Genomic DNA, 23,320 nt, shown 5'->3' with positions numbered 1-23,320 from the left:
CTGTCCCCGCCCGCCCGACTCCGGACCGCGAAACGCCCACGACGCGAACGCACCTGGCCGCACCTGTCGCCGCTGCTCCGCCTGCTGATCCTGACCCAACTCGCCTTCAACGTCGGCTTCTTCGCCGTGCTGCCCTTCCTGGCGGAGCATCTGGGCGCGGCGATCGGCATGGCGGGCTGGCTCGTCGGCCTCGTGCTCGGCCTGCGGACGTTCAGTCAGCAGGGGCTGTTCGTCGTGGGCGGCGCGCTGACCGATCGGTACGGCGTACGGCCGGTCGTGCTCACCGGCTGCCTGCTGCGGATCGCCGGTTTCGCCTGGCTCGGTTACGCGCAGCAGACGTGGTCGGTCATCGGCGCGGTGCTCCTGATCGGCTTCGCCGCGGCCCTGTTCTCGCCCGCCGTGGAGTCCGAGGTCGCCCGGCAGGCGGTGCTCTGGGAGGAGTCGGGCCGCGGCCCGCGCACCCGCGTCCTGGCCCTGCTCACGGTGGCGGGCCAGGCAGGCGCGTTCCTCGGCCCGCTCCTCGGCGCGCTGCTGCTCTCCGTCGACTTCCGCACCGTCTGCCTGGCCGGGGCCGGGGTCTTCGTCCTCGTCCTCGCCGGGCACCTGTGGCTGCTGCCCCAGCGCATCCCGGGGCGCGAGCGGATCCGCGTACGAGGAGGTGTGGGCGAGTTGCTGCGCAACCGCCGCTTCCTGGCGGTGTGCGGCGCGTACGGCGCCTACCTCTTGGCGTACAACCAGCTCTATCTCGCCCTGCCGGAGGAGGTGGAGCGCACGGCCGGGTCACAGGCGCCGCTCGCCTGGCTCTTCGCCCTCTCCTCCCTGCTTGTGGTGACCACGCAGCTCCCGGTCACGCATTGGGCGGCGGGCCGGCTGGACCAGCGGCGCTCGATGGCGACGGGCCTGGTCCTCATCTCCGTAGGGTTCGCCGTGGTGGCCGCCGCGCGCCCGGCCGCGCTGACCGGGGTGGCCGGGCTGCTGCCCGCCGCGGCCTTCGTCGTCCTCCTCACGACGGGCCAGATGCTGGTCGCTCCGGCAGCCCGCGCCTGGGTCCCAGACCTCACGCCGGACGGCAGGCTCGGCCTCTACACCGGCGCCCTGTCCTCGGTCTCGGGCCTGATAGTCCTGGCAGGCAGCGCAGCAACGGGCTCACTACTGGACGCAGGCCTGCCCCCCTGGACCCCCTGGCTCACACTGGCCGCAATCCCACTCCTGGCCCTGACACTCCTACCCAACCGGCCCGGGGCCCCGGGCCGGTCACCCCACTGACGCACCGGGGCACCACCGGGGCCGGCCCACTCCTCGACACAGCGCAGCCCCACGCTGGCTCACACTCGCCCCGACCCACTCCCGGCCGAACCCTGGGCCCCAGGCCAGTCACCCCGCTGACGCACCGAGCACCACCGCAGCCGAAAGCGCCGCGACCGGCCCACTCCTCCACGCAGCGCAGCCCCACCCTGGCCACCATGCCCCGCGTTCGCCGCGACCCACTCCCGGCCGAGCCCGGGCCCCGGGCCGGTCACCCCGCTAAAGCGCCCGGCACCACCAAGGCCATGAGCGCCGCCAACTCCTCAGGAGCACGCGGCCCATCACCCGTCCCCACCCGATCAGCCCGCTGACGCACCAGGCACCGCCGAAGCCATCAGCGCCGCCAACTCCTCGGGCGTGCGCGGTCCGTCGTTCGCGCCGGGCAGCAGGCCCTTCGTCCGTAGCAGCTCCGTGACTGCGATTCCCCACGGTAGGCGGAGGCCTGCCTGTGCGAGGAGGTTCCTGTGGGCGAGCATCTCCGCCACTGGTCCCGCGCGCACTCCCGAGGGGGTGAGCAGCGCCGCGTCGTCGGCCCAGCGCAGGGCCAGGTCCACGTCGTGGGTGGCCATCACCACCGTCGTTCCCGCGTCCCGCAGGCCTTGCAGGGTCGCCAGGAGGCGCTCCTGGCCGTCGGGGTCGAGCCCCGCGGTCGGCTCGTCGAGGATCAGGACGCGGGGGCGCATCGCCACGGCGCCCGCGATGGCCGTCCGCTTCCGCTGGCCGTAGGAGAGCAGATGGGTGGGGCGGTCCGCGAGGGCGCTGATGTCGAGCGCGGCGAGCGCCTCGGCGACCCGGCCGCGCACCTCGTCGTCCGGCAGCCCCAGGTTCAGCGGCCCGAAGGACACGTCCTGCTCGACCGAGGCGGCGAACAGCTGGTCGTCGGGGTCCTGGACGACCAGCTGAACGGTGGTGCGCAGCCGGGTGAGCCCGCTGCGGTCGTACTTCACGGGGGTGCCGTCGACCGTCAACCCACCCTGGTCCGGGCGCAGTCCACCGCTCAGCAGCCGCATCAGGGTGGTCTTGCCGCTGCCGTTGCGTCCGAGCAGCGCGAGGGCACGCCCCTCGGTGACGTCGAAGTCCAGGCCGCTGAGCACGGTGGGTCCGTCTTCGTACGCGTAGGAGGCGGCCCGAAGAGCGACCAAGGACCCGCTCGGCTCGCTCATGGAAGAAGCCTTTCCAGTACGAGGGTGAGGGCCGCAAGGCCCAGGAGGAGCACGGCGCTTGCCGTCACGAAGCTCCGGGAGATCCTGGCGTCCGGCACGAGCACCCGCAGGGTTCCGTCGTACCCGCGTCCGGCGAGCCCGGCCTGGAGCCTGCTCGCCCGGTCGAAGGCCCGTACGAACGCGGTGGCACCGAGACCGCCGAGGGAACGCCAGGTGGCGGCGCGGGTCGTGTGGCCGAGGCGCGCGGCCTGCGCCTGCCGGATCCGGGTCATGGAGTCCAGGAGCAGGAAGCTCATCCGGTACATGACGAGGGCCACGTCGACGACCGGCGCCGGAACACCCGCCTTCACCAGACGTGGCAGCAGGTCCGACATCGGCGTGGTGAAGGCGAACAGGAGCACGCCGAGGGAGGCCGCCGATGTGCGCAGGAGCAGACCGCCCGCACGGGCGGGGCCGCCGTCGGCGAGTGTGACGAACCCTTCGGGCCCGCCGAGTTGGACGACGAGGGTCAGTGCGCCTGTGACGCAGAAGCCGAGCGGCACGCGGTAGGCGCGCCACAGTTTGCGCGGCGGCACACCGGCGGGCCCGAGCAGCACGGCGAGCGCGGCGGCAAGGACCAGGGCGGCACCCGGCCACGGCGGCAGGGAGACCGCAAGGACGGTGAGGCCGAGCCCGAGCACGGCTTTGTCCACGGGGTGGCGGCGGCGCCAGCGACTGCTGTGCGCCGCCGCGTCGATGGGCAGCACGCGGGGTCAGACCTGCTCGGTCTCGGCTCGGGTGCTCTCCGCGTCGGCGGTCTTCCCCTCGGACGCCCCCTCGGCCTCGGCCCGCGCGATCTCGGCGCCCTGACGGCGTCCCTTGCGCAGACCGAAGTAGTACGCGAGGACGCCCGCCCCCAGCGCCGCCTGGAGGGCGAAGAGCGCCGACTCGACCTCCCCGGAGGGGGGTTCGTACAGCGGCGAGAACCAGGGCTCGTAATCCGGCTTGATCTCGGTGATCGCCGTCTCGGCCTGGGCGTCGGCCCCGGTGAACGGCTCCTTCTCGTCGTCGCCGAGGCCGAGCGCCAACGGCAGCACGGCGAGCGCGGCGACGATGAGGAGGAGCAGAGTGTTGATCTTCGCGTTCCGGCTCATCAGGCGCTGGCCCCCGTCTCCCTCTTGGTGTTCCCGTCCGACTTGGTGTCCCCGACCGACTTGGTGTCCCCGTCCGTCTTCGCGCCCGACCCCTTGCCCTGGAGCAGCACGCCGAGCCGCGTGAGTTCCCCCTTGCTGGACTGCACGAGCAACCGCATCACGATGACGGTGAGCAGTCCCTCGCTGACCGCGAGGGGGATCTGCGTGACGGCGAAGATGCCGCCGAACTTGCCAAGGGCGCCGATGAATCCGCTGCTGGGGTCGGGGAACGCCATGGCCAGCTGCACGCTGGTGACGCAGTACGTGGACAGGTCGGCGACGAACGCGCCGAAGAACACGGCGACCATGAGCGGTACGTCGTACCGCTTCAGGAGCCGGTAGACGGCGTATCCCGCCCATGGCCCGATGATCGCCATGGAGAAGACGTTGGCGCCGAGCGTGGTGAGCCCGCCGTGGGCGAGCAGCAGGGCCTGGAACAGCAGCGTGATGGTGCCGAGCACCGTCATGATCGGCGGCCGGAACAGGATCGCGCCGAGTCCGGTGCCCGTCGGATGCGAGCAACTGCCCGTGACGGAAGGGATTTTCAGTGCGGAAAGGACAAAGGTGAAGGCTCCGGAGGCGCCCAGGAGCAGCGTGCTCTCCGGGTGTTCCTTGACTTCACGGGTGAGGGAGCGGACTCCGTGGACGACGAACGGCGCGGACGCTACGCCCCAGGCGATCGCGTGCGCCGGTGGGAGGAAACCCTCGGCTATGTGCATGGCTAAGCAGACCCTCTCCAGCACCTCGTGGATGGACAACGCGCCTTGGCCGGTCTCCTGGCTGACGGGTCGTACCGACCGGACTCCGCCTTCCCGGGTACGCGTGTACCCAGTGGCTGCCGCGAGGGCTGGAGCCGGACTTCCCGATCACAGTGGCGAGGGCCGCACCGGCATCACACCGGATTTCCCGAGCACCAAGGCGTGGCGACCTTAGTGCGCAATCGAGTTTCCTGACAACTTGCGGGACCGTGCCACCTGTGGCACGCGCGAGCGCACACGACCAGGGCGTACGCCCCTGGTCAGCCCATGTGCCTCGGTCCGTGCGCGGCCCGTGGCGGCGCCCTCCTGGGACGACACCCCGGGCCGCGACAACGAAGGAGCGTGCTCAGGAGTGCGTGAAGCCCGGAGGCCGCTTCTCGACGAAAGCGGCCATGCCCTCCTTCTGGTCGGCGGTCGCGAACACGGCGTGGAACAGGCGGCGTTCGAAGCGGACGCCCTCCGCGAGGGTCGTCTCGAAGGCGCGGGACACCGCTTCCTTCGCCATCATCGCGACGGGCAGGGACATGCCCGCGACGGTCTCCGCGACGGCGAGGGCCTCTGTGACGAGTTCGCCGGCGGGCACCACCCGGGAGACGAGCCCGGCCCGCTCCGCCTCGTCGGCATCCATGGTGCGGCCGGTCAGGCACATCTCCATGGCCTTGGCCTTCCCCACCGCGCGGGTCAGCCGCTGCGAGCCGCCGATGCCCGGGATGACACCCAGTTTGATCTCGGGCTGCCCGAACACGGCGGTGTCGGCGGCCAGCAGGATGTCGCACAGCATCGCCAGCTCACAGCCGCCGCCGAGCGCGTACCCGGAGACGGCGGCGACCGTCGGCGTTCGCAGCGCCCCCAGCCGGTCCCAAGCGGTGAACCAGTCGCTGAGGTACATGTCCATGTAGCTCCGGGGCCGCATCTCCTTGATGTCGGCACCGGCCGCGAACGCCTTCGCCGATCCGGTGAGGACGACACAGCCGATGTCCGGGTCCCGGTCCAGATCCTCCGTCGCGGCGACGATCTCGTTCATCACCTGGAGGTTGAGCGCGTTGAGTGCCTTGGGGCGGTCGAGCGTGAGGAGTGCGGTGCGGCCCTTTCGTTCTACGCGGATCGTCTCGTACGGCTCCGTGGTCGTGGTCATGCGCTGTCTTCTCCGTCTCGTGCCGCGTTTTCCCTGAGGGTGTTGACGATCCCGGAGAAGTCCTGGTCCGCTCCGGCGCCTTCGGCGTAGGTGGCGTACAACTGGGCTGCCTTCAGGCCGAGTTCCGCATGGATACCGCCCGCTCGCAGTGCGTTGGCCGCCAGGCCCAGATCCTTGGCCATCAGCGGCGCCGCGAATCCGGGGCGGTAGTCGCGGTTGGCGGGGCTGGCCGGAACGGGGCCGGGCACCGGGCAGTTGACGCTCAGGGCCCAGCATTGGCCGGACGCGGTGGAGGCCACGTCGAACAGGGCCTGGTGGGAGAGGCCCAGGCTCTCCCCGAGGACGAACGCCTCGCTCACCGCGATCATCGAGACGCCGAGGATCATGTTGTTGCAGATCTTCGCGGCCTGACCGGCGCCGGGTCCGCCGCAGTGCACCGCCTTCCTGCCCATGACCGTCAGGAGCGGCTCGGCCTCGGTGAACTCGGTCTCGCCGCCGCCCGCCATGAAGGTGAGGGTGCCGGCCTCGGCGCCCACCACTCCCCCGGAGACGGGGGCGTCCAGCGCACGCATCCCTGCCGCGACCGCGGCCGCGTGGGCGCCGCGCGCGTCGGCCACGTCGATGGTCGAGCAGTCGATGAACAGCGTGCCCGGCCGGGCGGCGGCAAGGAGTCCCTCCTCCTGGTAGAGGCCGAGGACATGCCGTCCCGCGGGCAGCATGGTGATCACCACGTCCGCCTCCGCTGCGGCGCCCGCCGCCGATCCGGCCGCCTCCACACCGCTCGCGACGGCGGCGGTGAGCAGGTCGGGCATCAGGTCGTGACCGAGGACCCGGTGCCCGGCCTTGGCGAGGTTGGCGGCCATCGGGCCGCCCATGTGGCCGAGCCCGATGAAGCCGATCGTGCGCTTGCCGTTCACCACGCCACCTCCTGCGGCACCCAGGCCAGGTCGAGTTCGCCTCCGGCGGGCGGGTCGAAGTAGCGCTCCACGTCGGCGCCGCCGACCTCTACCAGCGAGGCAGGCGCCCAGCGAGGGCTGCGGTCCTTGTCGATGACCTGGGCGCGGATCCCCTCGGCCAGGTCGTGCGAGGTGAGCGCGGCGCAGGAGATCCGGTACTCCTGCTCCAGGACGCGCTCCAACGGGCCGAGCCGCCGCGCCCGGCGCAGTGCGGCGAGCGTGACCTTCAGGGCGGTGGGCGACTTGGTGGCGAGGGTGTCGGCCGCCTCCGCGGCGGCCCGCGCCCCATGGCCGCGCAGCCGGGCGACGATCTCCTCCACCGTGTCGGCGCCGTAGCAGTGGTCGATCCAGGACCGGTGTCCGGCGAGCTCACCCGGCGGCAACTCGCCTACGTAGCGCGGAAGTACGTCCCACACCGGCTGCGCGGCAAGGCCGTCAAGGAGCCGGGGCAGGTCCTCGCTCGGCACGAAGTGATCGGCGAGCCCGCACAGCAGGGCGTCGCCCGCGCCGATCCGCGCGCCGGTGAGCGCCAGGTGGGTGCCGAGTTCCCCGGGAGCGAGGGCCAGCAGGTAGGTGCCGCCCACGTCGGGCACGAAGCCGATGCCGGTCTCCGGCATCGCGACGCGGGAGCGCTCGGTGACGATGCGGACGTCGCCGTGCGCGGAGACACCGACGCCGCCGCCCATCACGATCCCGTCCATCACGGCGACGTACGGCTTGGGGTAGCGGGCGATGCGGGCGTTGAGCCGGTACTCGTCCCGCCAGAAGCCGGCGGAGGCGGACGTCCCGGCACGCGCGTCCTCGTAGATGGAGCGGATGTCGCCGCCCGCGCACAGGCCGCGCCCGCCGGCCCCTTGGATGATCACGGTCTGTACGTCCGGATCGCTCTCCCAGGCGGTGAGCGCCTCGTCGATGCGGCGCACCATGGCGTGGGTGAGGGCGTTGAGGGCCTGGGGGCGGTTGAGCGTGAGGTGGGCCGCGCGGCCCTCGGTACGGAGCAGGACGAAGTCCTCGGCCGCGGTCACCGCAGTGCCTCGGTCAGGCTTCGGGCCACGATGACGCGCATGATCTCGTTGGTTCCTTCCAGGATCTGGTGGACGCGGAGGTCGCGGACGATCTTCTCGATGCCGTACTCGTTCAAGTAGCCGTAGCCGCCGTGGAGTTGGAGCGCCCGGTCGGCGACGGAGTAGCCGGTGTCGGTGGCGAAGCGTTTGGCCATCGCGCACAGTTGCGGCGCCTGAGGGTCCCCGCGGTCCAGGGCCTCGGCGGCCTGCTTGACCAGGGCGCGGGCGGCGGCGAGTTCGGTCGCCATGTCGGCGAGGCGGAACTGCAGTGCCTGGGCGTCGAGGAGCCGGGCGCCGAAAGCCTCCCGGTCGGCGAGGTACGCGAGGCTCTTGTTGAGGGCGCTGCGGGCGCCGCCCAGGGAGCAGGCGGCGATGCCGAGCCTGCCGCCGTTCAGGCCGCTCATGGCGATCTTGAAGCCGTCGCCCGCGCGGCCGAGCAGCCGGTCGGCGGGCACCCGTACCTCGTCCAGGATCACTTGACGGGTGGGCTGGGCGTTCCAGCCCATCTTCTTCTCGTCGGGGCCGAACGAGAGCCCGGGGTCGTCCCGTTCGACGAGGAACGCGGAGATCCCCCGGGGGCCCTCGCCGTCGGTGCGCGCCATGACGACGTACACCTGCGCGGCGCCCGCACCGGAGATGAACTGCTTGACGCCGCTGAGGACGTAGCCGTCGCCGTCGCGGACCGCCCGGGTGCGCAGGGACCCGGCGTCCGATCCGGCCCCCGGTTCGGTGAGGCAGTAGCTGCCGAGGTCGTCCATGGAGCACAGGCGGGGCAGCCACCGCGTCCGTTGCGCGGGGTCGCCGTATGTGTCGATCATCCAGGCGACCATGTTGTGGATGGAGAGGTAGCCCGCGATGGACGGGCAGCCGGAGGCGAGGGCCTCGAAGACGAGGACGCCGTCGGCCCGCGTGAGACCGCTGCCGCCCGCGTCCTCCCGTACGTACACGCCGCCGAGCCCGAGCCCGGCCGCCTTGCGCAGTACGTCGAGGGGGAAGTGCTTGTCCTGGTCCCACTGCACGGCACGGGGGGCGAGATGGTCGTCCGCGAAGTCGAGCGTGGTCTCGACGAGGGCCTGTTGGTCCTGGGTGAGTGATGTGGTGGTCATGGCGCTCATCCCATGGTGGGCAGGGTGAAGCTCGCGCCTTCCCTGGCCCCTGAGGGCCAGCGCGAGGTGACGGTCTTGGTGCGGGTGTAGAAGCGGATGGCGTCGGGGCCGTGCTGGTTCAGGTCGCCGAAGCCGGAGCGCTTCCAGCCGCCGAAGGTGTGGTAGGCCACCGGGACCGGAATGGGGACGTTGACGCCGACCATGCCGGTGTCGACGCGGCGGGTGAAGTCGCGGGCGGTGTCGCCGTCCCTGGTGAAGATCGCGACCCCGTTGCCGTACGGGTGCTCGCTGGGCAGCCGCAGGGCTTCCTCGTAGTCGGCGGCCCGTACGACGCACAGGACGGGGCCGAAGATCTCCTCGCGGTAGATCCGCATGCGTGGACCGACCCGGTCGAAGAGCGAGGCGCCCGCGAAGAACCCGTCCTGATGGCCCGGAAGCGTGAACTGCCGCCCGTCGACGACGAGTTCAGCACCTTCGTTGACGCCGATGTCCACGTACCTGCGGACCCGGTCGAGTGCGTCCCTGCTCACGAGCGGGCCGAAGTCGGCCTCCGGGTCGTCGCTGCGGCCGACGCGGAGCGTGCCGATGCGTTCCTTGAGCGCGGCGACCAGCGCGTCGGCGGTCTCCTCACCGACGGGCACGGCCACCGAGATGGCCATGCAGCGTTCGCCCGCCGAGCCGTATCCGGCGCCGATGAGCGCGTCGACGGCCTGGTCGAGGTCGGCGTCCGGCATGACGATCATGTGGTTCTTGGCGCCCCCGAAGCACTGGGCGCGCTTGCCGTGGGCGGCGGCGGTGGCGTAGATGTGCGCGGCGATCGGCGTGGAGCCGACGAAGCCGAGCGCGCCGACCCTGGGGTCCTCAAGGAGGGTGTCGACCGCTTCCTTGCCGCCGTTGACGACGTTCAGGACGCCGGGCGGCAGGCCTGCGTCGAGGAACAGTTCGGCAAGACGCAGGGGTACGGACGGGTCGCGCTCGGAGGGTTTGAGGATGAACGCGTTGCCGCAGGCGAGAGCGGGCGCGACCTTCCACAGCGGGATCATCGCGGGGAAGTTGAAGGGCGTGATCCCGGCGACCACACCGATCGGGGAGCGCAGCGAGTGCACGTCGATGCCGGTGCCCGCGTTGTCCGTGAACTCGCCCTTGAGCAGATGCGGGATCCCGGCGGCGAACTCCACCACTTCCAGGCCGCGTTGGATGTCGCCGTGCGCGTCGGCCACGGTCTTGCCGTGCTCGGCCGACAACAGCCGTGCCAGGGAGTCGCGTTCGGCCTCGACGAGCTGAAGGAAGCGCAGCAGCACGCGGGCGCGCCGCTGCGGATTCCAACTTCCCCACTCCTGCTGCGCGGTGACCGCGTCGGCGATCGCCCGCTCGGTGTCGGCCCGGCCCGCGAGCGGTACGCGGGCCTGGACGGTGCCGGTGTTGGGGTCGTACACGTCGCCGAAGAGGCCCGACGTGCCTGCGGTGTGCTTGCCGCCGATGAAGTGGGTGAGTTCACGGACCATGGGTGCCTGCTCTCGTCAGGTGAGATCCGGGGACGGCACGGCGAGCCGCCGACGGGCGCACAGGTGTGTGCGCTGTCGGTGCGAGCCGTGGGACAGCGGACGTCGGGACTCTCAGGCGTGCGTCGAGACCGCCGGAGGGCGCGACGTCCTATGAGCGCGTGGTGAGTTGAGCGCGCTCCGCCGGATCACCAGGGTCGTGGGTACGGACCGGTGCCATGCGTGTCTGCTCCATCCTCGTGGACAACACGGAACATTCCGCGGCCGGTATCCTGACTCCCGGATCTCCGCGCGCCGCCCGCCTTCCCGGCAGACCTCGCCAGTGGCGTGTGGATGGCAGCACACTCCCCGGTCACAGTGGCGGGACCGTGCCGGATTCACACCGGCTTCCCTGCACCGCGGACCTTGTGCCACGAACATATAGTTGGACGTCCTAGTAAGTCCACCCCTCTCCGCCGCGGGACAGCGCGAGAGCGCGGGCGGGGTGGCGCGGTCCGAGGAAGACGACGACGCCCTTGCCGTCGGGAGAGGGGTGCGTCGCCTGGGTCCAGCCCTGGCGGCCGTAGAAGCCCATGGCCTGCGGTGACCGGACCGAAGTCAGCAGCCAGACACGGTCGTCGGGAGCGCCGGAGGCCATCGCATCAAGGAGAGCCGCCCCGATTCCGGTGCCCTGCGCCGTGGGACGCACGGCCAGTTCGTCTATCTCACGGGCCCCGCACAGCCACGACAGGGCGCGCTCGGCGCCGAGTCCGGCCGCCGCCTGCGGATAGCAGCGGTCGGCGGGAAAGGGATCAGGCGTGGTCCACCCGGTGGTGAACCCGGCGATGCCCGTCCCCTCCAGGGCGATCGCCGCGGTGAAGCCGGGCCGCCGCACGTCGTCACCGAGCCGGACCAGGAACTCCGCCACCCGCTCCTCGTCCTCGTACCAGGGCGGCACGCCGAAGGCTTCGGCGTAGACGGTGCGCAACTCATCTACGTGCGCGAGCAGTTGCTCACCGCGCAGCACCCGTACGACCGCCGCCATCAGGCAGCCCTCGCCTCGGCCGCCCTCGGCTGCAGGGCCGCGTACGCCAGGGGGGCGGACGGGTCGATCGACACGTCCCAGGGGGCGGGCTCGGCCCCGGCACGTACGAGCAGGTCGCCGACGGCGGCGATCATCGCGCCGTTGTCCGTGCACAGCGTCATCGGGGGTACGCGCAGCCGCACGCCCGCGGCCGCGCACCGCTCCTCGGCGAGCGACCGCACCCGCGAGTTGGCGGCGACACCGCCGACCACGACGAGGGTCCCGACCCCGTGATCCCGGCAGGCAGCCAGGGCCTTGCGGGTCAGTACGTCCGCGACGGCCTCCTGGAGCGAGGCCGCACCGTCGGCCACCGGTAGATCGCGGCCGGCGTGCCCCTCGGCCCAGCGTGCGGCGGCGGTCTTGAGGCCGGAGAAGGAGAAGGCGTACGGGTCGTCCTTCGGCCCGGTGAGGGGGCGAGGGAAGGTCACCGCGCGCGGATCGCCGCTACGGGCCGCGCGGTCGATGGCGGGGCCGCCCGGATACGGCAGGCCGAAGACGCGGGCGACCTTGTCGAAGCACTCGCCCGCCGCGTCGTCCAGGGTGTCCCCCAGGTGCACGATCGGATCGCGGGCCAGGTCCCGGACGAGCAGCAGGGAGGTGTGCCCGCCGGAGACGATCAGGACCACGCAGGGGTCGGGCAGCGGGCCGTGCTCCAGCGTGTCGGCGGCGACGTGCCCGGCCAGGTGGTGCACCCCGTACAACGGAACATCGAGCGAGTAGGCCAGGGTCTTGGCTCCCGCGAGGCCGACCTGAAGCGCGCCGGACAGGCCGGGGCCCGTGGTGACCGCCACCGCGCCGATGTCGGACAGCTTCAGGCCCGCCTGGTCGAGGGCGTGCCGGACGACCGGCGTGAAGGAGTGCAGATGCGCTCGCGCGGCGATCTCGGGGACCACTCCGCCGAAGCGGGCGTGCTCGTCCATGCTCGACGCCACCGCATGGGCGAGCAGTCGCCCCTGCGAGACGATCCCCGCCCCGGTCTCGTCGCACGACGACTCGATCCCCAGCACAATGCGCCCCGCTGCCACCGGCGTCTCCTTCACCCACAGCTTTCTTGCTGCGTTTCCGCATGTCTTGCTGCATTTCCGCATGTGAAGTGTAGTTGCAAGTAATGTGCAATAAGACCTTCAGTCCTTCACCTGCTCCCCAGCCACGGGGTAGGGAACGAAGGTGCTGCTGTTCTCGTCGATCGCCAGGCGGCGGTCCAGCGGGGGCACCGCCCGCTGGGGGCAGTCGGTGCGTTCGCAGAGGCGGCAGCCCATGCCGATGGGCACGGCCGATGAGGCGCTGTCGAGATCGAGGCCGTCGGAGTAGACGAGCCGCCCGGCATGGCGGATCTCGCAGCCGAGGCCGATGGCGAACGTCTTGCCGGGCTCGCCCCAGCCGCCGCGGTGCCGGGTGACCGCACGGGCGGTCCACAGGAAACGCTGCCCGTCCGGCATCGAGGCGACCTGGACGTGGATGCGGCCCGGCGCGGCGAACGCCTCGTACACGTTCCACAGCGGGCAGGTGCCGCCCGCGCGGGAGAAGTGGAACGCGGTGGCGGACTGACGCTTCGACATGTTGCCCGCCCGGTCGACGCGGACGAACGAGAAGGGCACGCCGCGCAGCCGGGGGCGCTGCAGGGTGCTGAGACGGTGGCAGATGGTCTCGTAGCCGAGGCCGAAGTGGTCGGTGAGACGCTCGATGTCGTAGCGGAACTCCTCCGCGGCCGTGTGGAAGCGGCGGTACGGCAGGATCAGCGCGGCCGCGAAGTAGTTGGCGATGCCGATGCGGGCCAGCGGCCAGGCCGCGGTCTCCTGGCCGAAGTCCTCCGACGCGAGCGCGGAGATCTCGTCCGCGTACTCCAGGAGCGCGAGCTGGGTGGCCATACGGAACGCCTGCTGGCCGGGGCGCAGCCGGTTGGAGAGGTGCAGGACCCGGGCTGTCGGGTCGTAGTGGTGCAGGAGCCCTTCGGCATCCGCCGCCAGGCGTACCCCGTGGCGCTCGGCGAGGCGCGCCGACAGGGCGCGCACGACCTCGCCGGGGCGTACGCCGATCTCCGCCGCGAACCTCTCGGCGGCCAGGTCCATGTCGTGCAGGTAGTTCTGGCGCCGGTAGAAGAACTCGCGGATCTCCTCGTGCGCCGAGCGGGGCTGTGCCGCCGTTCCCGGTCCCCGGCCCTCCGCGGCTTCGGAGAGCTGTTCGGTGAGGTGCTGGTTCCGGCGGCCGAGGTCGACCAGGACCGTCGCCACGGCGGGCATGCGCGACGCCAGGTCCGAGAGGTCGGACGCGGAGACGCGTCCCGCGGCCACCTCGCCGGTGAGGGCGTCCCGCAGGTCGGCCACCAGGCGGCTGGTGTCGCGCTCGGAGAAGAAGCCGGGGTCGACGCCGAACGCCTCCGTGAGACGCAGCAGTACGGGCACGGTCAGCGGCCGGGAGTCGTGCTCCATCTGGTTCAGATAGCTCGGCGAGATGGCCAGGGCACGGGCCAGGTCGGCCTGGCTCATGCGGCGTTCCTCCCGCAGCCGTCGCAGCCGTGCTCCCGCGTACGTCTTGCTCACCCGTGGCTCCCGTTAACAGAGTTGGCAATCCGGCGGGGAAAGATGCACAGAACTTGGCATCTTTCCCCGGTTGTTGGCACTGAGTGCCGATGCCAGAGTCGTACCGCGGCCCGCCGGGCTCCGCCGACGGGCCGCACCTTGCATTTGTTCGGCACTCAGTGCCAAACATTCGCACAGTTCACGATTCTCCGGGAGACGGTCATGGCACAGGCAGGGACGACTACGGCTACGACTACGGCTACGGCCCAGGAGCTGGCTCAGCGGTGGGCGGCCGACGCCCGGTGGAAGGGCATCGAGCGCACCTACTCCGCCGAGGACGTGGTCAGGCTCTCCGGCAGCGTCCGCGAGGAGCACACCCTGGCCCGGCGCGGCGCCGAGCGGCTGTGGCGCCAACTGCACGAGCAGGACTACATCCACGCGCTCGGCGCGCTGACCGGCGGCCAGGCGGTCCAGCAGGTCAAGGCCGGTCTTCAGGCCATCTACCTGTCCGGCTGGCAGGTGGCCGCCGACGCCAACCAGGCCGGGCACACCTACCCCGATCAGTCGCTCTACCCCGCCAACTCCGTGCCGCAGGTGGTCCGCCGGATCAACAACGCCCTGCTGCGCGCCGACCAGATCGCCACCGCCGAGGGCGGCGATGACACCACCGACTGGCTCGCGCCGATCGTCGCCGACGCGGAGGCGGGCTTCGGCGGACCGCTCAACGCCTTCGAGCTGACCAAAGCGATGATCGCCGCGGGCGCCGCGGGCATCCACTACGAGGACCAGCTGGCCTCGGAGAAGAAGTGCGGTCACCTGGGCGGCAAGGTCCTCGTGCCGACCGGCCAGCACATCCGTACCCTCAACGCGGCCCGCCTGGCCGCCGACATCGCCGATGTGCCGACGCTGATCGTGGCGCGCACGGACGCGCTCGCGGCGAACCTGCTGACCAGCGATGTCGACGAGCGTGACGCCGAGTTCGTCACGGGCGAGCGCACCGCCGAGGGCTTCTACCGGGTGCGCGGCGGCATGGCGCCCGTCATCGCCCGTGGCCTCGCCTACGCCCCGTACGCGGATCTCATCTGGGTCGAGACCGGCACCCCTGACCTCGCTCAGGCCCGAGAATTCGCCGAGGCGATCCACGCCGAGCACCCCGACCAGATGCTCGCCTACAACTGCTCGCCGTCCTTCAACTGGCGTGCCGCCCTTGACGACGACCAGATCGCCAAGTTCCAGCGGGAGTTGGGCGCGATGGGCTACCGCTTCCAGTTCATCACCCTGGCCGGCTTCCACTCCCTCAACCACGGCATGTTCGACCTGGCCCGCGGTTACGCCGAGCACGGCATGACCGCCTATGTCGACCTCCAGGAGCGCGAGTTCGCCGCGCAGGCGCAGGGCTTCACCGCCGTGAAGCACCAGCGTGAGGTCGGCACCGGGTACTTCGACCAGGTGTCCACCGTGGTCAACCCGGCCTCCTCCACGACCGCGCTCGCCGGTTCCACCGAGGAAGAGCAGTTCCACTAGGGCGCTTCGCTGGATCGCCGCAATGACATCCGCGGGTCGGTGGGGGCTTGGCGCGCAGTTCCCCGCGCCCCTTCGGGGCGCCCCCACCGTCCCCAATCCGCCCCCCGCTGAGGAGACCCGCATGTCCATCTCCGCTCCCACCCGCCGTGCCCAGGTCCTCGGCCCACCGGCCGACCGGCACGACGAGATCCTCACCCCCGAGGCGCTGGAGTTCGTCGGGCGCCTCGTCGGTGCCTTCGCCGACCGCCGCCTGGAGATCCTCAAGGAACGCGCGCGGGTGGGCGCACGCCTCGCTTCCGGTTCCCCGCTCGACTTCTCCATCGCCACCGCCCGCGTCCGGGCGGACGACTCCTGGCAGGTGGCTCCCCCGGCCCCCGGACTTACCGACCGCCGCGTGGAGATCACCGGGCCGCCCGAGCGCGCGATGGCGGTCAACGCCCTCAACTCCGGTGCGCAGGTTTGGATGGCGGACTTCGAGGACGCCACCTCACCCACCTGGGACAACATCATCGGAGGCCAGCTGAACCTGCTCGACGCGATCGAGCGGCGGATCGACTTCACCACGTCGGAGGGCAAGCCGTACCGGCTCGGCGAGCGCCTCGCGACCATCGTCGTACGCCCGCGCGGCTGGCAACTGACCGAGGAGCACCTGGAGTTCGACGGGCGGCCCGCGCCCGCCTCCCTCGTCGACTTCGGGCTCTACTTCTTCCACTGCGCCCAGCGGCAGATCGACGCCGGGCACGGTCCGTACTTCTATCTGCCGAAGCTGGAGAACCGCGACGAGGCGCGGCTGTGGAACGACGTTTTCGTCCTCGCCCAGGACCTCATGGGCATCCCGCGCGGCACGATCCGGGCCACCGTCCTGATCGAGACCATCACGGCGGCCCTCCAGATGGAGGAGATCCTCTACGAGCTCCGCGAGCACAGCTCGGGCCTCAACGCGGGCCGCTGGGACTACCTCTTCAGCCTCATCAAGACCTTCGGGCACCGCACCGACTTTCTGCTGCCCGACCGGGCGAAGGTCACCATGACCGCCCCCTTCATGCGCGCGTACACCGATCTCCTCGTACGCACCTGCCACAAGCGGGGCGCCCACGCGATCGGCGGCATGGCCGCCCACGTGCCCGGCAAGGACCCGGACGCCCATCAGGCGGCTCTCGCCACGGTGCGCCTCGACAAGGAACGCGAGGCCGAGGACGGCTTCGACGGCTCCTGGGTCGCCCATCCCGCGCTTGTCCCCGTCTGCCGCGAGGTGTTCGACGGGGTGCTCGGCACCCGCCCGCACCAGATCGACCGTACCCGCGACGACGTCGAGGTGACGGCGGCTCAGCTGCTGTCCGTGCGCCGCGTCAGCGCGCCGCCCACAGCGGAGGGCGTGCGCACCAACATCGCGGTCGCCCTGCGCTACTTCGCCGCCTGGCTGCGGGGACAGGGGGCCGTCGCCCTCTACGGGCTGATGGAGGACGCGGCCACGGCCGAGTTCGCCCGGGTGCAGATCTGGCAGTGGCTGCGCCACCGGGTCGCCGATCGCACGACGGTGCTCGCGCTGGTGGAGGACGAACTCGCCGCCCTGGGCGCGGAGTACCCGTGGGCGCCGCTCGACGAAATCCGCGGGCTCTTCGAACGGACCGCGCTGGCAAGGGAGTTGCCCGCGTTCTTCACCACCGATGCCTACAGCCGCCACCTTGTGGACCAGCCGCTCGCGCGCCGTTCGGAGGGACAGTCATGACAGCGGCCATACGCCGGGTCGGTGTGGTGGGCGGAGGCCAGATGGGTGCCGGAATCGCCGAGGTGTGCGCCCGCGCCGGCCTGGACACCGTGGTCTGCGAGGCCGACGCCCTCGCGGCGCGTGCCGCCCGCGAACGCGTCGCCGTCTCGCTCGAACGCGCCGTCCAGCGCGGCAAGTTGGACCGCATCAGCGCCGAGGAAGCGCTGGCCCGCATGGTCTTCACCGGCAGCCTCGACGACCTGGCCGACCGCCAGCTCGTCATCGAGGCGGTCGTCGAGGACACCGCGGCGAAGACGGAGGTCTTCGCCACCCTGGACAAGGTCGTCGAGGACCCAGGGGCGATCCTCGCCACCAACACCTCCTCCATCCCGGTCATGCGTCTGGGTATGGCGACCCGGCGTGCCGACCGCGTCCTCGGGCTGCACTTCTTCAACCCCGCCCCCGTCCTTCCCCTGGTCGAGGTCGTCTCCTCGCTGCACACGGCCGCGGAAACCGTGGCCGCCGTCGAGGACTTCGCCACGTACACGCTCGGCAGGACGGTCGTACGGTCCAAGGACAGGGCGGGTTTCGTCGTCAACGCGCTGCTCGTGCCCTACCTTCTCTCGGCGATCCGCATGACGGAGTCCGGCTTCGCGACGGCCGCCGACGTGGACGCGGGCATGGAGCTCGGCTGCGCGCACCCGATGGGACCGCTGAAGCTGGCGGACCTGATCGGCCTGGACACGGTCGCCTCCATCGCGGCGTCTCTCTACGAAGAGTTCAAGGAACCCCTGTACGCACCGCCGCCGCTGCTCCTGCGCATGGTGGAAGCCGGGCTGCTCGGCCGCAAGAGCGGGCGCGGGTTCCACCTCTACGACCGGGGCTGAGGGGCCCGGGTCCGCCGCCGGGCTGAGGGGCCCGCGGCTGCTGTGAGCGGGGCGCGGAACAGAGTGGTGATCTGTTCCGCGCCCCATCACGTGTTCGCCCCCCTGCCCCCCCCGGCCAAGGCATGGGTGTCTCACCTCACGGTCCGGAATGTGATCAGCACTGCCCAAGAGGCCGACCACCCTCTAGCCTGACCTGTGCAGCTGGTTCGCCCTGTCCGCCAGGCAGACGCGTCGTAAGAGGGAACCCGGTGGGAATCCGGGACTGCCCCGCAGCGGTGAGTGGGAACGACCGCCGTCATACGCACTGGGTCCGAGAAGGATCCGGGAAGCGACGGCCAGTAGGGATCTGCCTCGGCAGGTGTGCCCACGAGTCCGAAGACCTGCCCGTTGCCCGCATGTGATCCCTCACGTGCGGATATCCCGGTGACCTCGTGGGCGGGTCGGCGTACAGATCAGGTGGAGCACCGCGCCGGTGGCGCGCGTCCGGTCCACCCGGTTCGTCCTCCCTTCGCGTCCGTGTCCCGTCCCCGGGATTCTCAGGAGTCATCTCGCGAAGGAGATTTCCGTGACAGCGAAGTCCGCGGCTGCGGCAGCACGATCCACCGTGTACGGCTACCCCCGCCAGGGCCCCGACCGGGAACTGAAGAAGGCCGTCGAGGGCTATTGGAAGGGCCGCGTCACCGCCGACGCCCTCCGGGAGACCGCGGAGCGGCTGCGCAAGGCCACCTGGCGGCGCCTGTCCGACGCCGGTATCCACGAAGTGCCGACCGGCGACTTCTCGTACTACGACCATGTCCTGGACACCAGCGTCATGGTCGGCGCCGTCCCGCAGCGGCACCGCGAGGCCGTCGACACCGACACGCTCGACGGCTACTTCGCGATGGCACGCGGCACCCAGGACGTGGCGCCCCTTGAGATGACCAAGTGGTTCGACACCAACTACCACTACCTGGTCCCGGAGTTGGGCCCCGACACCGTCTTCAGCGCCGACTCGGCCAAGCAGGTCGCCGAGCTCAAGGAGGCCGTCGCGCTCGGCCTCGCCGCACGCCCGGTGTTGGTCGGCCCGGTGACCTATCTGCTGCTTGCCAAGCCCGCGCCCGGCGTGGCCGCCGACTTCGAGCCCCTGACGCTCCTTGACCGTCTGCTACCCGTGTACGCCGAGGTCATCGCCGATCTGCGCGCGGCGGGCGCCGAGTGGGTGCAGCTCGACGAGCCAGCCCTCGTCCAGGACCGCACCCCGGCGGAGCTCAACGCCGTCGCACGCGCCTACCGTGACCTGGGCGCCCTCACCGACCGCCCGAAGCTGCTCGTCGCCTCCTACTTCGGCAGGCTCGGCGAGGCGCTGCCCGTGCTCGCCAAGGCGCCGGTCGAGGGCCTCGCCCTGGACTTCACGGAGTCCGCCGCCAGCCAGCTCGAGGACCTCGCCGCCGTCGGCGGGCTGCCCGGCAAGCGGCTGGTCGCGGGCGTCGTCAACGGCCGCAACATCTGGATCAACGACCTGGAGAAGTCCCTGTCCACGCTGGGCACGCTCCTGGGCCTCGCCGACCGGGTCGACGTCTCCGCGTCCTGCTCCCTGCTGCACGTCCCCCTGGATGCCACCGCCGAGCGGGACATCGACCCGCAGATCGCCCGCTGGCTCGCCTTCGCCCACCAGAAGACCACCGAGATCGCCACGCTGGCCCGAGGCCTGGTGCAGGGCAGGGACACCATCACGGCCGAACTGTCCGCCAACCGCGCCGACCTGGCGTCCCGCTCCGGGTCGGCCCTCACCCACGACCCGGCCGTACGCTCCCGCGTCGCCGCCGTCACGGGCGCCGACGCCCGCCGTGCGCACGCCTATCCGGAGCGTGCGGCGGCTCAGCGAACCCGCCTCGGTCTGCCGCTGCTTCCCACGACCACCATCGGCTCGTTCCCGCAGACCACCGAACTGCGCACCGCGCGGGCCGACTTGCGGGCGGGCCGCATCGACACGGACGGCTACGAGGAGCGCATCCGCTCCGAGATCCGCGAGGTCGTCGCGTTCCAGGAGAAGGCGGGCATCGACGTCCTGGTGCACGGCGAGCCCGAACGCAACGACATGGTGCAGTACTTCGCCGAGCAGCTCACCGGCTACCTCGCCACGCAGCACGGCTGGGTCCAGTCGTACGGCACCCGTTATGTGCGCCCGCCGGTCCTCGCGGGCGACATCTCCCGGCCGGAGCCGATGACGGTGCGCTGGACCTCGTACGCCAACTCCCTCACCGACCGCCCCGTGAAGGGCATGCTCACCGGTCCTGTCACCATGCTCGCCTGGTCCTTCGTCCGCGACGACCAGCCGCTGGGCGACACGGCACGCCAGGTCGCCCTGGCCCTGCGCGACGAGGTCAACGACCTGGAGACCGCGGGGACTTCGGTCATCCAGGTCGACGAGCCCGCGCTGCGCGAGACGCTGCCGCTGCGCACCGCCGAGCACGCCGCATACCTGGACTGGGCCACGGAATCCTTCCGCCTCACCACGAGCGGCGTCCGGCCGGACACGCAGATCCACACCCACATGTGCTACGCCGAGTTCGGAGACATCGTCCAGGCCATCGACGACCTCGACGCCGACGTCATCAGCCTGGAGGCCGCGCGCTCGCACATGCAGGTGGCCCGCGAACTGACCGAGCACGGCTACCCGCGCGAGGCGGGACCTGGCGTCTACGACATCCACTCCCCGCGCGTACCGAGCACCGAGGAGGCAGCGGCCCTGCTGCGCAAGGGACTTGAGGCCATCCCCGCCGAGCGGCTGTGGGTGAACCCCGACTGCGGCCTCAAGACCCGCGGCTGGCCCGAGACCAAGGCCTCCCTGGAGAACCTGGTCGCGGCTGCGCGCGAGGTGAGGACGGAACTGCCCTCGGACTCCTGACCCGAACGCACCCGGGCGCATGCGGGGGGTCAGGCCTCGCCTCCCGTATGCGCCACCCGCGAAAGCAGCACATGCAGCATCTCCCGCTCCTCCACCCCCAGCGGAGCCAGAAGTTCGTCAGTGACCCCCCGCGCCACCTCATCGGAGTCCCGCAGGAAGTCGTGGCCCGCAGGCGCGAGAGCCACGATGCGGCGGCGGCGGTCGTCCGGGGCCGGGCGGCGTTCGACGAAGCCGAGGCGTTCCAGGTCGTCGACCAGGCCGACGATCGCGCTGGGGTCGTAGCCCAGCTCCTGGCTCAGCTCGCGCTGGGCCGCGCCCTCCACCGTGGCCAGATAGCGCAGCAGCGCGTAGTGACGCAGGCGTAGGCCGGATCTCTGGAGCGCCGCGTTGAACAGCTGGCCCGAGCGCAGGCCGAGGCGGTAGAGCAGATAGCCCGCGTCCGCGTGGAGGCCCTGCATCCAGGGCGCGCCCTCGTCGACGGATCCTTCCTCCACGGGCTCGGCGGTGGTCTTCCGGCTGGTCATGAGGGGCGCTCTCCCTGGTCGGTGGTTCGCGGGCGTACGGCGGTCGTCGTTGACAGTGTCCAGCATGCCGCATTATCGATGTTGGAAACAATCATTGACGACAACAATCGTTTGTCTTAGCTTCCTTTCTGTGGGCCGACTCCGGTCGGGGGCGTGTCCCCCGGCCGACCGGGGTCGTGTTCCCCCCGCCCGCCAACTCATCTCATTTCGCTGCCTGTTGAAGGGATCTCCCAGTGCTGGACTCATACGCCGTGGACCTGCGCGGCAAGGTCACCGTCGTCACGGGATCGGGGCGCGGCCTCGGTCTCGCCTATGCCTCGGCCCTCGCTCGCGCCGGGGCCGCCGTAGTGGTGAACGACGTTGACCAGGAAGCCGCCGAGCGCGCCGTCAAGGCCATCACGGAGGAAGGCGGGCGTGCCGTCGCCGAAGTGGTGGCCGTCGGCAGCGGCGAGGCCGCCGACCGCCTGGTCGCCCGTGCCGTCGAGGAGTTCGGGCGGCTCGACGCGATGGTGACCAACGCCGGGATCCTGCGCGACCGGGTGCTGTGGAAGATGACCGACGAGGACTTCGACGCGGTCGTCACCACCCATCTGCGGGGCACCTTCACCTGCGCCCGCGCCGCCGCCGTACGCATGCGGGAGCAGGGTGAGGGCGGCAGCCTGATCCTGGTCGGCTCCCCCGCCGGGCAGCGCGGCAACTTCGGGCAGACCAACTACGCCGCCGCCAAGGCCGGGATCGCGGCCATGGTGCGTACGTGGTCGATGGAGCTGGCCAGGGCCGACATCACCGTCAACGCGATCGTGCCGGTGGCCGCCACCGCGATGACCGAGACCATCCCCGCCTTCGCCCCGTACATCGAGGCCATGAAGGAGGGTCAGCCGCTGCCGGACTTCCTGCGCAAGGGCGAGGGGTTCGGGACGGCCGACGACTGTGCCGCGCTCGTGCCCTTCCTCGCCTCCGGCTTCGCCCGTGACGTGACGGGGCAGTGCGTCGGCATCGGCGGCGACCGGCTCGCCCTGTGGTCGCACCCGCACGAGGCCGCCGTGGCGTACGCGGACGGCGGCTGGACCCCGGATACCATCGCCGCCGCCTGGCACACCTCGGTGGGCAGCGCTCCGGAGACGGTCGGCATCCCCGCCCCCAAGATCCCGGGGGCGTGAGGGAGTTGGACCTCTCCGAGCTCACCGCGATCGACGTCCACACGCACGCCGAGGTCTCCTCCCAGGGGCACGCCTCGCTCGACGAGGACCTGGACGCCGCCTCCAGCGCGTACTTCAAGGTCGAGGGGCGCACGCGCAAGCCCACCCTCGAAGAGATGGCCGCCTATTACCGCGAGCGCAAGATGGCCGCCGTCGTCTTCACCGTGGACGCCGAGTCCGCCACCGGCACCGTGCCCGTCCCGAACGAGGAGGTCGCCGAGGCCGCGGCCGCCCACCCCGACGTGCTGATCCCGTTCGCGTCCGTCGACCCGTTCCGGGGGAAGGCGGGCGTGCGACAGGCCCGCCGGCTCGTGGAGGAGTACGGGGTCAAGGGCTTCAAGTTCCACCCGAGCATCCAGGGGTTCTTCCCCAACGACCGTTCTGTCGCCTATGCGTTGTACGAGGTCATCGAGGAGACCGGCTGCGTCGCCCTCTTCCACACCGGGCAGACCGGCATCGGCGCGGGCGTGCCCGGAGGCGGCGGGATCCGCCTGAAGTACTCGAATCCGATGTACGTCGACGACGTCGCCGCCGACTTCCCGCAGCTGAAGATCATCCTCGCGCACCCGTCCTTCCCCTGGCAGGACGAGGCCCTCGCCGTCGCCACACACAAGCCGGGCGTGCACATCGATCTGTCCGGGTGGTCGCCGAAGTATTTCCCGCCTCAACTCGTGCACTACGCCAACACCTTGCTCAAGGACAAGGTGCTCTTCGGCTCCGACTTCCCCGTCCTCACGCCCGACCGCTGGCTCGCCGACTTCGCGAAGCTGGCGATCAAGGACGAGGTCCGCCCCAAGATCCTCAAGGAGAACGCCGCCCGTCTGCTCGGGCTCAAGTAGAGGGGGGCG

At 71.2% G+C, this 23,320-nt stretch carries 20 protein-coding genes and 3 riboswitches; of the genes, 7 read left to right on the top strand and 13 right to left on the bottom strand.

The window, feature by feature from the left end; all coding sequences use genetic code 11:
* The first annotated feature begins 63 nt into the window (after positions 1-63).
* A complete protein-coding gene (locus ACWGI2_RS06800; protein WP_453694680.1) occupies positions 64-1,266 on the top strand; it encodes an MDR family MFS transporter in 1,203 nt (400 codons plus the stop codon).
* Positions 1,267-1,604: 338 nt separating this feature from the next.
* On the opposite strand, the gene ACWGI2_RS06795 is transcribed toward ACWGI2_RS06800, so the two are convergent.
* From ACWGI2_RS06795 to ACWGI2_RS06740, 12 genes are all read right to left on the bottom strand, one after another.
* Positions 1,605-2,468, bottom strand: a complete 864-nt coding sequence (locus ACWGI2_RS06795; protein WP_453694378.1) for an energy-coupling factor ABC transporter ATP-binding protein — start codon at positions 2,466-2,468, stop codon at positions 1,605-1,607.
* Positions 2,465-3,214 carry a cobalt ECF transporter T component CbiQ gene (gene cbiQ / locus ACWGI2_RS06790; protein WP_453694377.1) on the bottom strand — a complete coding sequence of 250 codons (750 nt, stop codon included), beginning with the start codon at positions 3,212-3,214 and terminating at the stop codon, positions 2,465-2,467. The genes ACWGI2_RS06795 and cbiQ overlap by 4 nt, the downstream gene beginning before the upstream one ends.
* A 6-nt stretch (positions 3,215-3,220) precedes the next feature.
* Positions 3,221-3,601 (bottom strand): energy-coupling factor ABC transporter substrate-binding protein, encoded by a 381-nt coding sequence (locus ACWGI2_RS06785; protein WP_453694376.1) that lies wholly within the window; start codon positions 3,599-3,601, stop codon positions 3,221-3,223.
* Complete coding sequence (locus ACWGI2_RS06780; RefSeq protein WP_453694375.1) at positions 3,601-4,359, bottom strand: energy-coupling factor ABC transporter permease; 759 nt, start codon at positions 4,357-4,359, stop codon at positions 3,601-3,603. The genes ACWGI2_RS06785 and ACWGI2_RS06780 overlap by 1 nt, the downstream gene beginning before the upstream one ends.
* A 30-nt stretch (positions 4,360-4,389) precedes the next feature.
* Positions 4,390-4,573: riboswitch (cobalamin riboswitch) on the bottom strand.
* Between the two features lie 171 nt (positions 4,574-4,744).
* Positions 4,745-5,533, bottom strand: coding sequence for an enoyl-CoA hydratase (locus ACWGI2_RS06775; protein ID WP_453396023.1), 789 nt, complete (start codon positions 5,531-5,533; stop codon positions 4,745-4,747).
* Positions 5,530-6,408 carry a 3-hydroxyisobutyrate dehydrogenase gene (gene mmsB, locus ACWGI2_RS06770; RefSeq protein WP_453694679.1) on the bottom strand — a complete coding sequence of 293 codons (879 nt, stop codon included), beginning with the start codon at positions 6,406-6,408 and terminating at the stop codon, positions 5,530-5,532. The genes ACWGI2_RS06775 and mmsB overlap by 4 nt, the downstream gene beginning before the upstream one ends.
* Positions 6,409-6,446: 38 nt before the next feature.
* Positions 6,447-7,514, bottom strand: a complete 1,068-nt coding sequence (locus ACWGI2_RS06765; protein ID WP_453694374.1) for an enoyl-CoA hydratase/isomerase family protein — start codon at positions 7,512-7,514, stop codon at positions 6,447-6,449.
* Positions 7,511-8,659, bottom strand: coding sequence for an acyl-CoA dehydrogenase family protein (locus ACWGI2_RS06760; protein ID WP_453694373.1), 1,149 nt, complete (start codon positions 8,657-8,659; stop codon positions 7,511-7,513). Before ACWGI2_RS06760 ends, ACWGI2_RS06765 begins: the two co-directional genes overlap by 4 nt.
* Before the next feature lie 5 nt (positions 8,660-8,664).
* Positions 8,665-10,164: a CoA-acylating methylmalonate-semialdehyde dehydrogenase gene (locus ACWGI2_RS06755; protein ID WP_453694372.1), complete on the bottom strand. Its 1,500-nt coding sequence runs from the start codon at positions 10,162-10,164 to the stop codon at positions 8,665-8,667.
* Between the two features lie 242 nt (positions 10,165-10,406).
* A riboswitch (cobalamin riboswitch) is annotated at positions 10,407-10,591 on the bottom strand.
* A gap of 3 nt (positions 10,592-10,594) precedes the next feature.
* A complete protein-coding gene (locus ACWGI2_RS06750; protein ID WP_453694371.1) occupies positions 10,595-11,185 on the bottom strand; it encodes a GNAT family N-acetyltransferase in 591 nt (196 codons plus the stop codon).
* Positions 11,185-12,249, bottom strand: coding sequence for a tRNA (adenosine(37)-N6)-threonylcarbamoyltransferase complex transferase subunit TsaD (gene tsaD, locus ACWGI2_RS06745; protein ID WP_453694370.1), 1,065 nt, complete (start codon positions 12,247-12,249; stop codon positions 11,185-11,187). Before tsaD ends, ACWGI2_RS06750 begins: the two co-directional genes overlap by 1 nt.
* A 99-nt stretch (positions 12,250-12,348) precedes the next feature.
* Positions 12,349-13,764 carry a short-chain fatty acyl-CoA regulator family protein gene (locus tag ACWGI2_RS06740; RefSeq protein ID WP_453694369.1) on the bottom strand — a complete coding sequence of 472 codons (1,416 nt, stop codon included), beginning with the start codon at positions 13,762-13,764 and terminating at the stop codon, positions 12,349-12,351.
* A gap of 201 nt (positions 13,765-13,965) precedes the next feature.
* Between ACWGI2_RS06740 and aceA the strand changes: the two genes are divergently transcribed.
* The 4 genes from aceA to metE all read left to right on the top strand — a co-directional run bounded on the left by aceA (position 13,966) and on the right by metE (position 20,749).
* Positions 13,966-15,267 carry an isocitrate lyase gene (gene aceA, locus ACWGI2_RS06735; protein WP_453694368.1) on the top strand — a complete coding sequence of 434 codons (1,302 nt, stop codon included), beginning with the start codon at positions 13,966-13,968 and terminating at the stop codon, positions 15,265-15,267.
* A 121-nt stretch (positions 15,268-15,388) separates the two neighbouring features.
* Positions 15,389-16,996, top strand: coding sequence for a malate synthase A (gene aceB / locus ACWGI2_RS06730; RefSeq protein WP_453694367.1), 1,608 nt, complete (start codon positions 15,389-15,391; stop codon positions 16,994-16,996).
* A complete protein-coding gene (locus tag ACWGI2_RS06725; protein WP_453694366.1) occupies positions 16,993-17,862 on the top strand; it encodes a 3-hydroxybutyryl-CoA dehydrogenase in 870 nt (289 codons plus the stop codon). Before aceB ends, ACWGI2_RS06725 begins: the two co-directional genes overlap by 4 nt.
* Before the next feature lie 185 nt (positions 17,863-18,047).
* Positions 18,048-18,264, top strand: a riboswitch (cobalamin riboswitch).
* Positions 18,265-18,427: 163 nt separating this feature from the next.
* The gene (gene metE, locus ACWGI2_RS06720; RefSeq protein WP_453694365.1) at positions 18,428-20,749 is read left to right on the top strand and encodes a 5-methyltetrahydropteroyltriglutamate--homocysteine S-methyltransferase; all 2,322 of its coding nucleotides are present in this window, start codon (positions 18,428-18,430) and stop codon (positions 20,747-20,749) included.
* A gap of 29 nt (positions 20,750-20,778) precedes the next feature.
* Here metE and ACWGI2_RS06715 read toward each other — a convergent pair whose 3' ends face one another.
* Positions 20,779-21,273: a MarR family winged helix-turn-helix transcriptional regulator gene (locus tag ACWGI2_RS06715; protein WP_453694364.1), complete on the bottom strand. Its 495-nt coding sequence runs from the start codon at positions 21,271-21,273 to the stop codon at positions 20,779-20,781.
* A gap of 236 nt (positions 21,274-21,509) precedes the next feature.
* Between ACWGI2_RS06715 and ACWGI2_RS06710 the strand changes: the two genes are divergently transcribed.
* Positions 21,510-22,433 carry an SDR family NAD(P)-dependent oxidoreductase gene (locus ACWGI2_RS06710; RefSeq protein WP_453694678.1) on the top strand — a complete coding sequence of 308 codons (924 nt, stop codon included), beginning with the start codon at positions 21,510-21,512 and terminating at the stop codon, positions 22,431-22,433.
* Between the two features lie 5 nt (positions 22,434-22,438).
* Positions 22,439-23,311 (top strand): amidohydrolase family protein, encoded by an 873-nt coding sequence (locus ACWGI2_RS06705; RefSeq protein WP_453694677.1) that lies wholly within the window; start codon positions 22,439-22,441, stop codon positions 23,309-23,311.
* The last annotated feature ends 9 nt before the right edge of the window (positions 23,312-23,320 follow it).

It is taken from the genome of Streptomyces sp. NPDC054866 (genome assembly GCF_053610745.1).
The sequence above is the reverse complement of the archived record's forward strand: the minus strand, read 5'-3'. Positions and strand labels throughout refer to the sequence as shown.

Excerpts from the sequence above, each read along its gene's own strand:
- ACWGI2_RS06775 (WP_453396023.1), bottom strand. The coding sequence starts at position 5,533 with ATGACCACGACCACGGAGCCGTACGAGACGATCCGCGTAGAACGAAAG.
- ACWGI2_RS06725 (WP_453694366.1), top strand. The coding sequence starts at position 16,993 with ATGACAGCGGCCATACGCCGGGTCGGTGTGGTGGGCGGAGGCCAGATG.
- ACWGI2_RS06750 (WP_453694371.1), bottom strand. The coding sequence starts at position 11,185 with ATGGCGGCGGTCGTACGGGTGCTGCGCGGTGAGCAACTGCTCGCGCAC.
- aceA (WP_453694368.1), top strand. The coding sequence starts at position 13,966 with ATGGCACAGGCAGGGACGACTACGGCTACGACTACGGCTACGGCCCAG.
- aceB (WP_453694367.1), top strand. The coding sequence starts at position 15,389 with ATGTCCATCTCCGCTCCCACCCGCCGTGCCCAGGTCCTCGGCCCACCG.
- ACWGI2_RS06780 (WP_453694375.1), bottom strand. The coding sequence starts at position 4,359 with ATGCACATAGCCGAGGGTTTCCTCCCACCGGCGCACGCGATCGCCTGG.
- ACWGI2_RS06795 (WP_453694378.1), bottom strand. The coding sequence starts at position 2,468 with ATGAGCGAGCCGAGCGGGTCCTTGGTCGCTCTTCGGGCCGCCTCCTAC.
- ACWGI2_RS06760 (WP_453694373.1), bottom strand. The coding sequence starts at position 8,659 with ATGACCACCACATCACTCACCCAGGACCAACAGGCCCTCGTCGAGACC.
- mmsB (WP_453694679.1), bottom strand. The coding sequence starts at position 6,408 with ATGGGCGGCCCGATGGCCGCCAACCTCGCCAAGGCCGGGCACCGGGTC.
- ACWGI2_RS06715 (WP_453694364.1), bottom strand. The coding sequence starts at position 21,273 with ATGACCAGCCGGAAGACCACCGCCGAGCCCGTGGAGGAAGGATCCGTC.
- ACWGI2_RS06785 (WP_453694376.1), bottom strand. The coding sequence starts at position 3,601 with ATGAGCCGGAACGCGAAGATCAACACTCTGCTCCTCCTCATCGTCGCC.
- ACWGI2_RS06755 (WP_453694372.1), bottom strand. The coding sequence starts at position 10,164 with ATGGTCCGTGAACTCACCCACTTCATCGGCGGCAAGCACACCGCAGGC.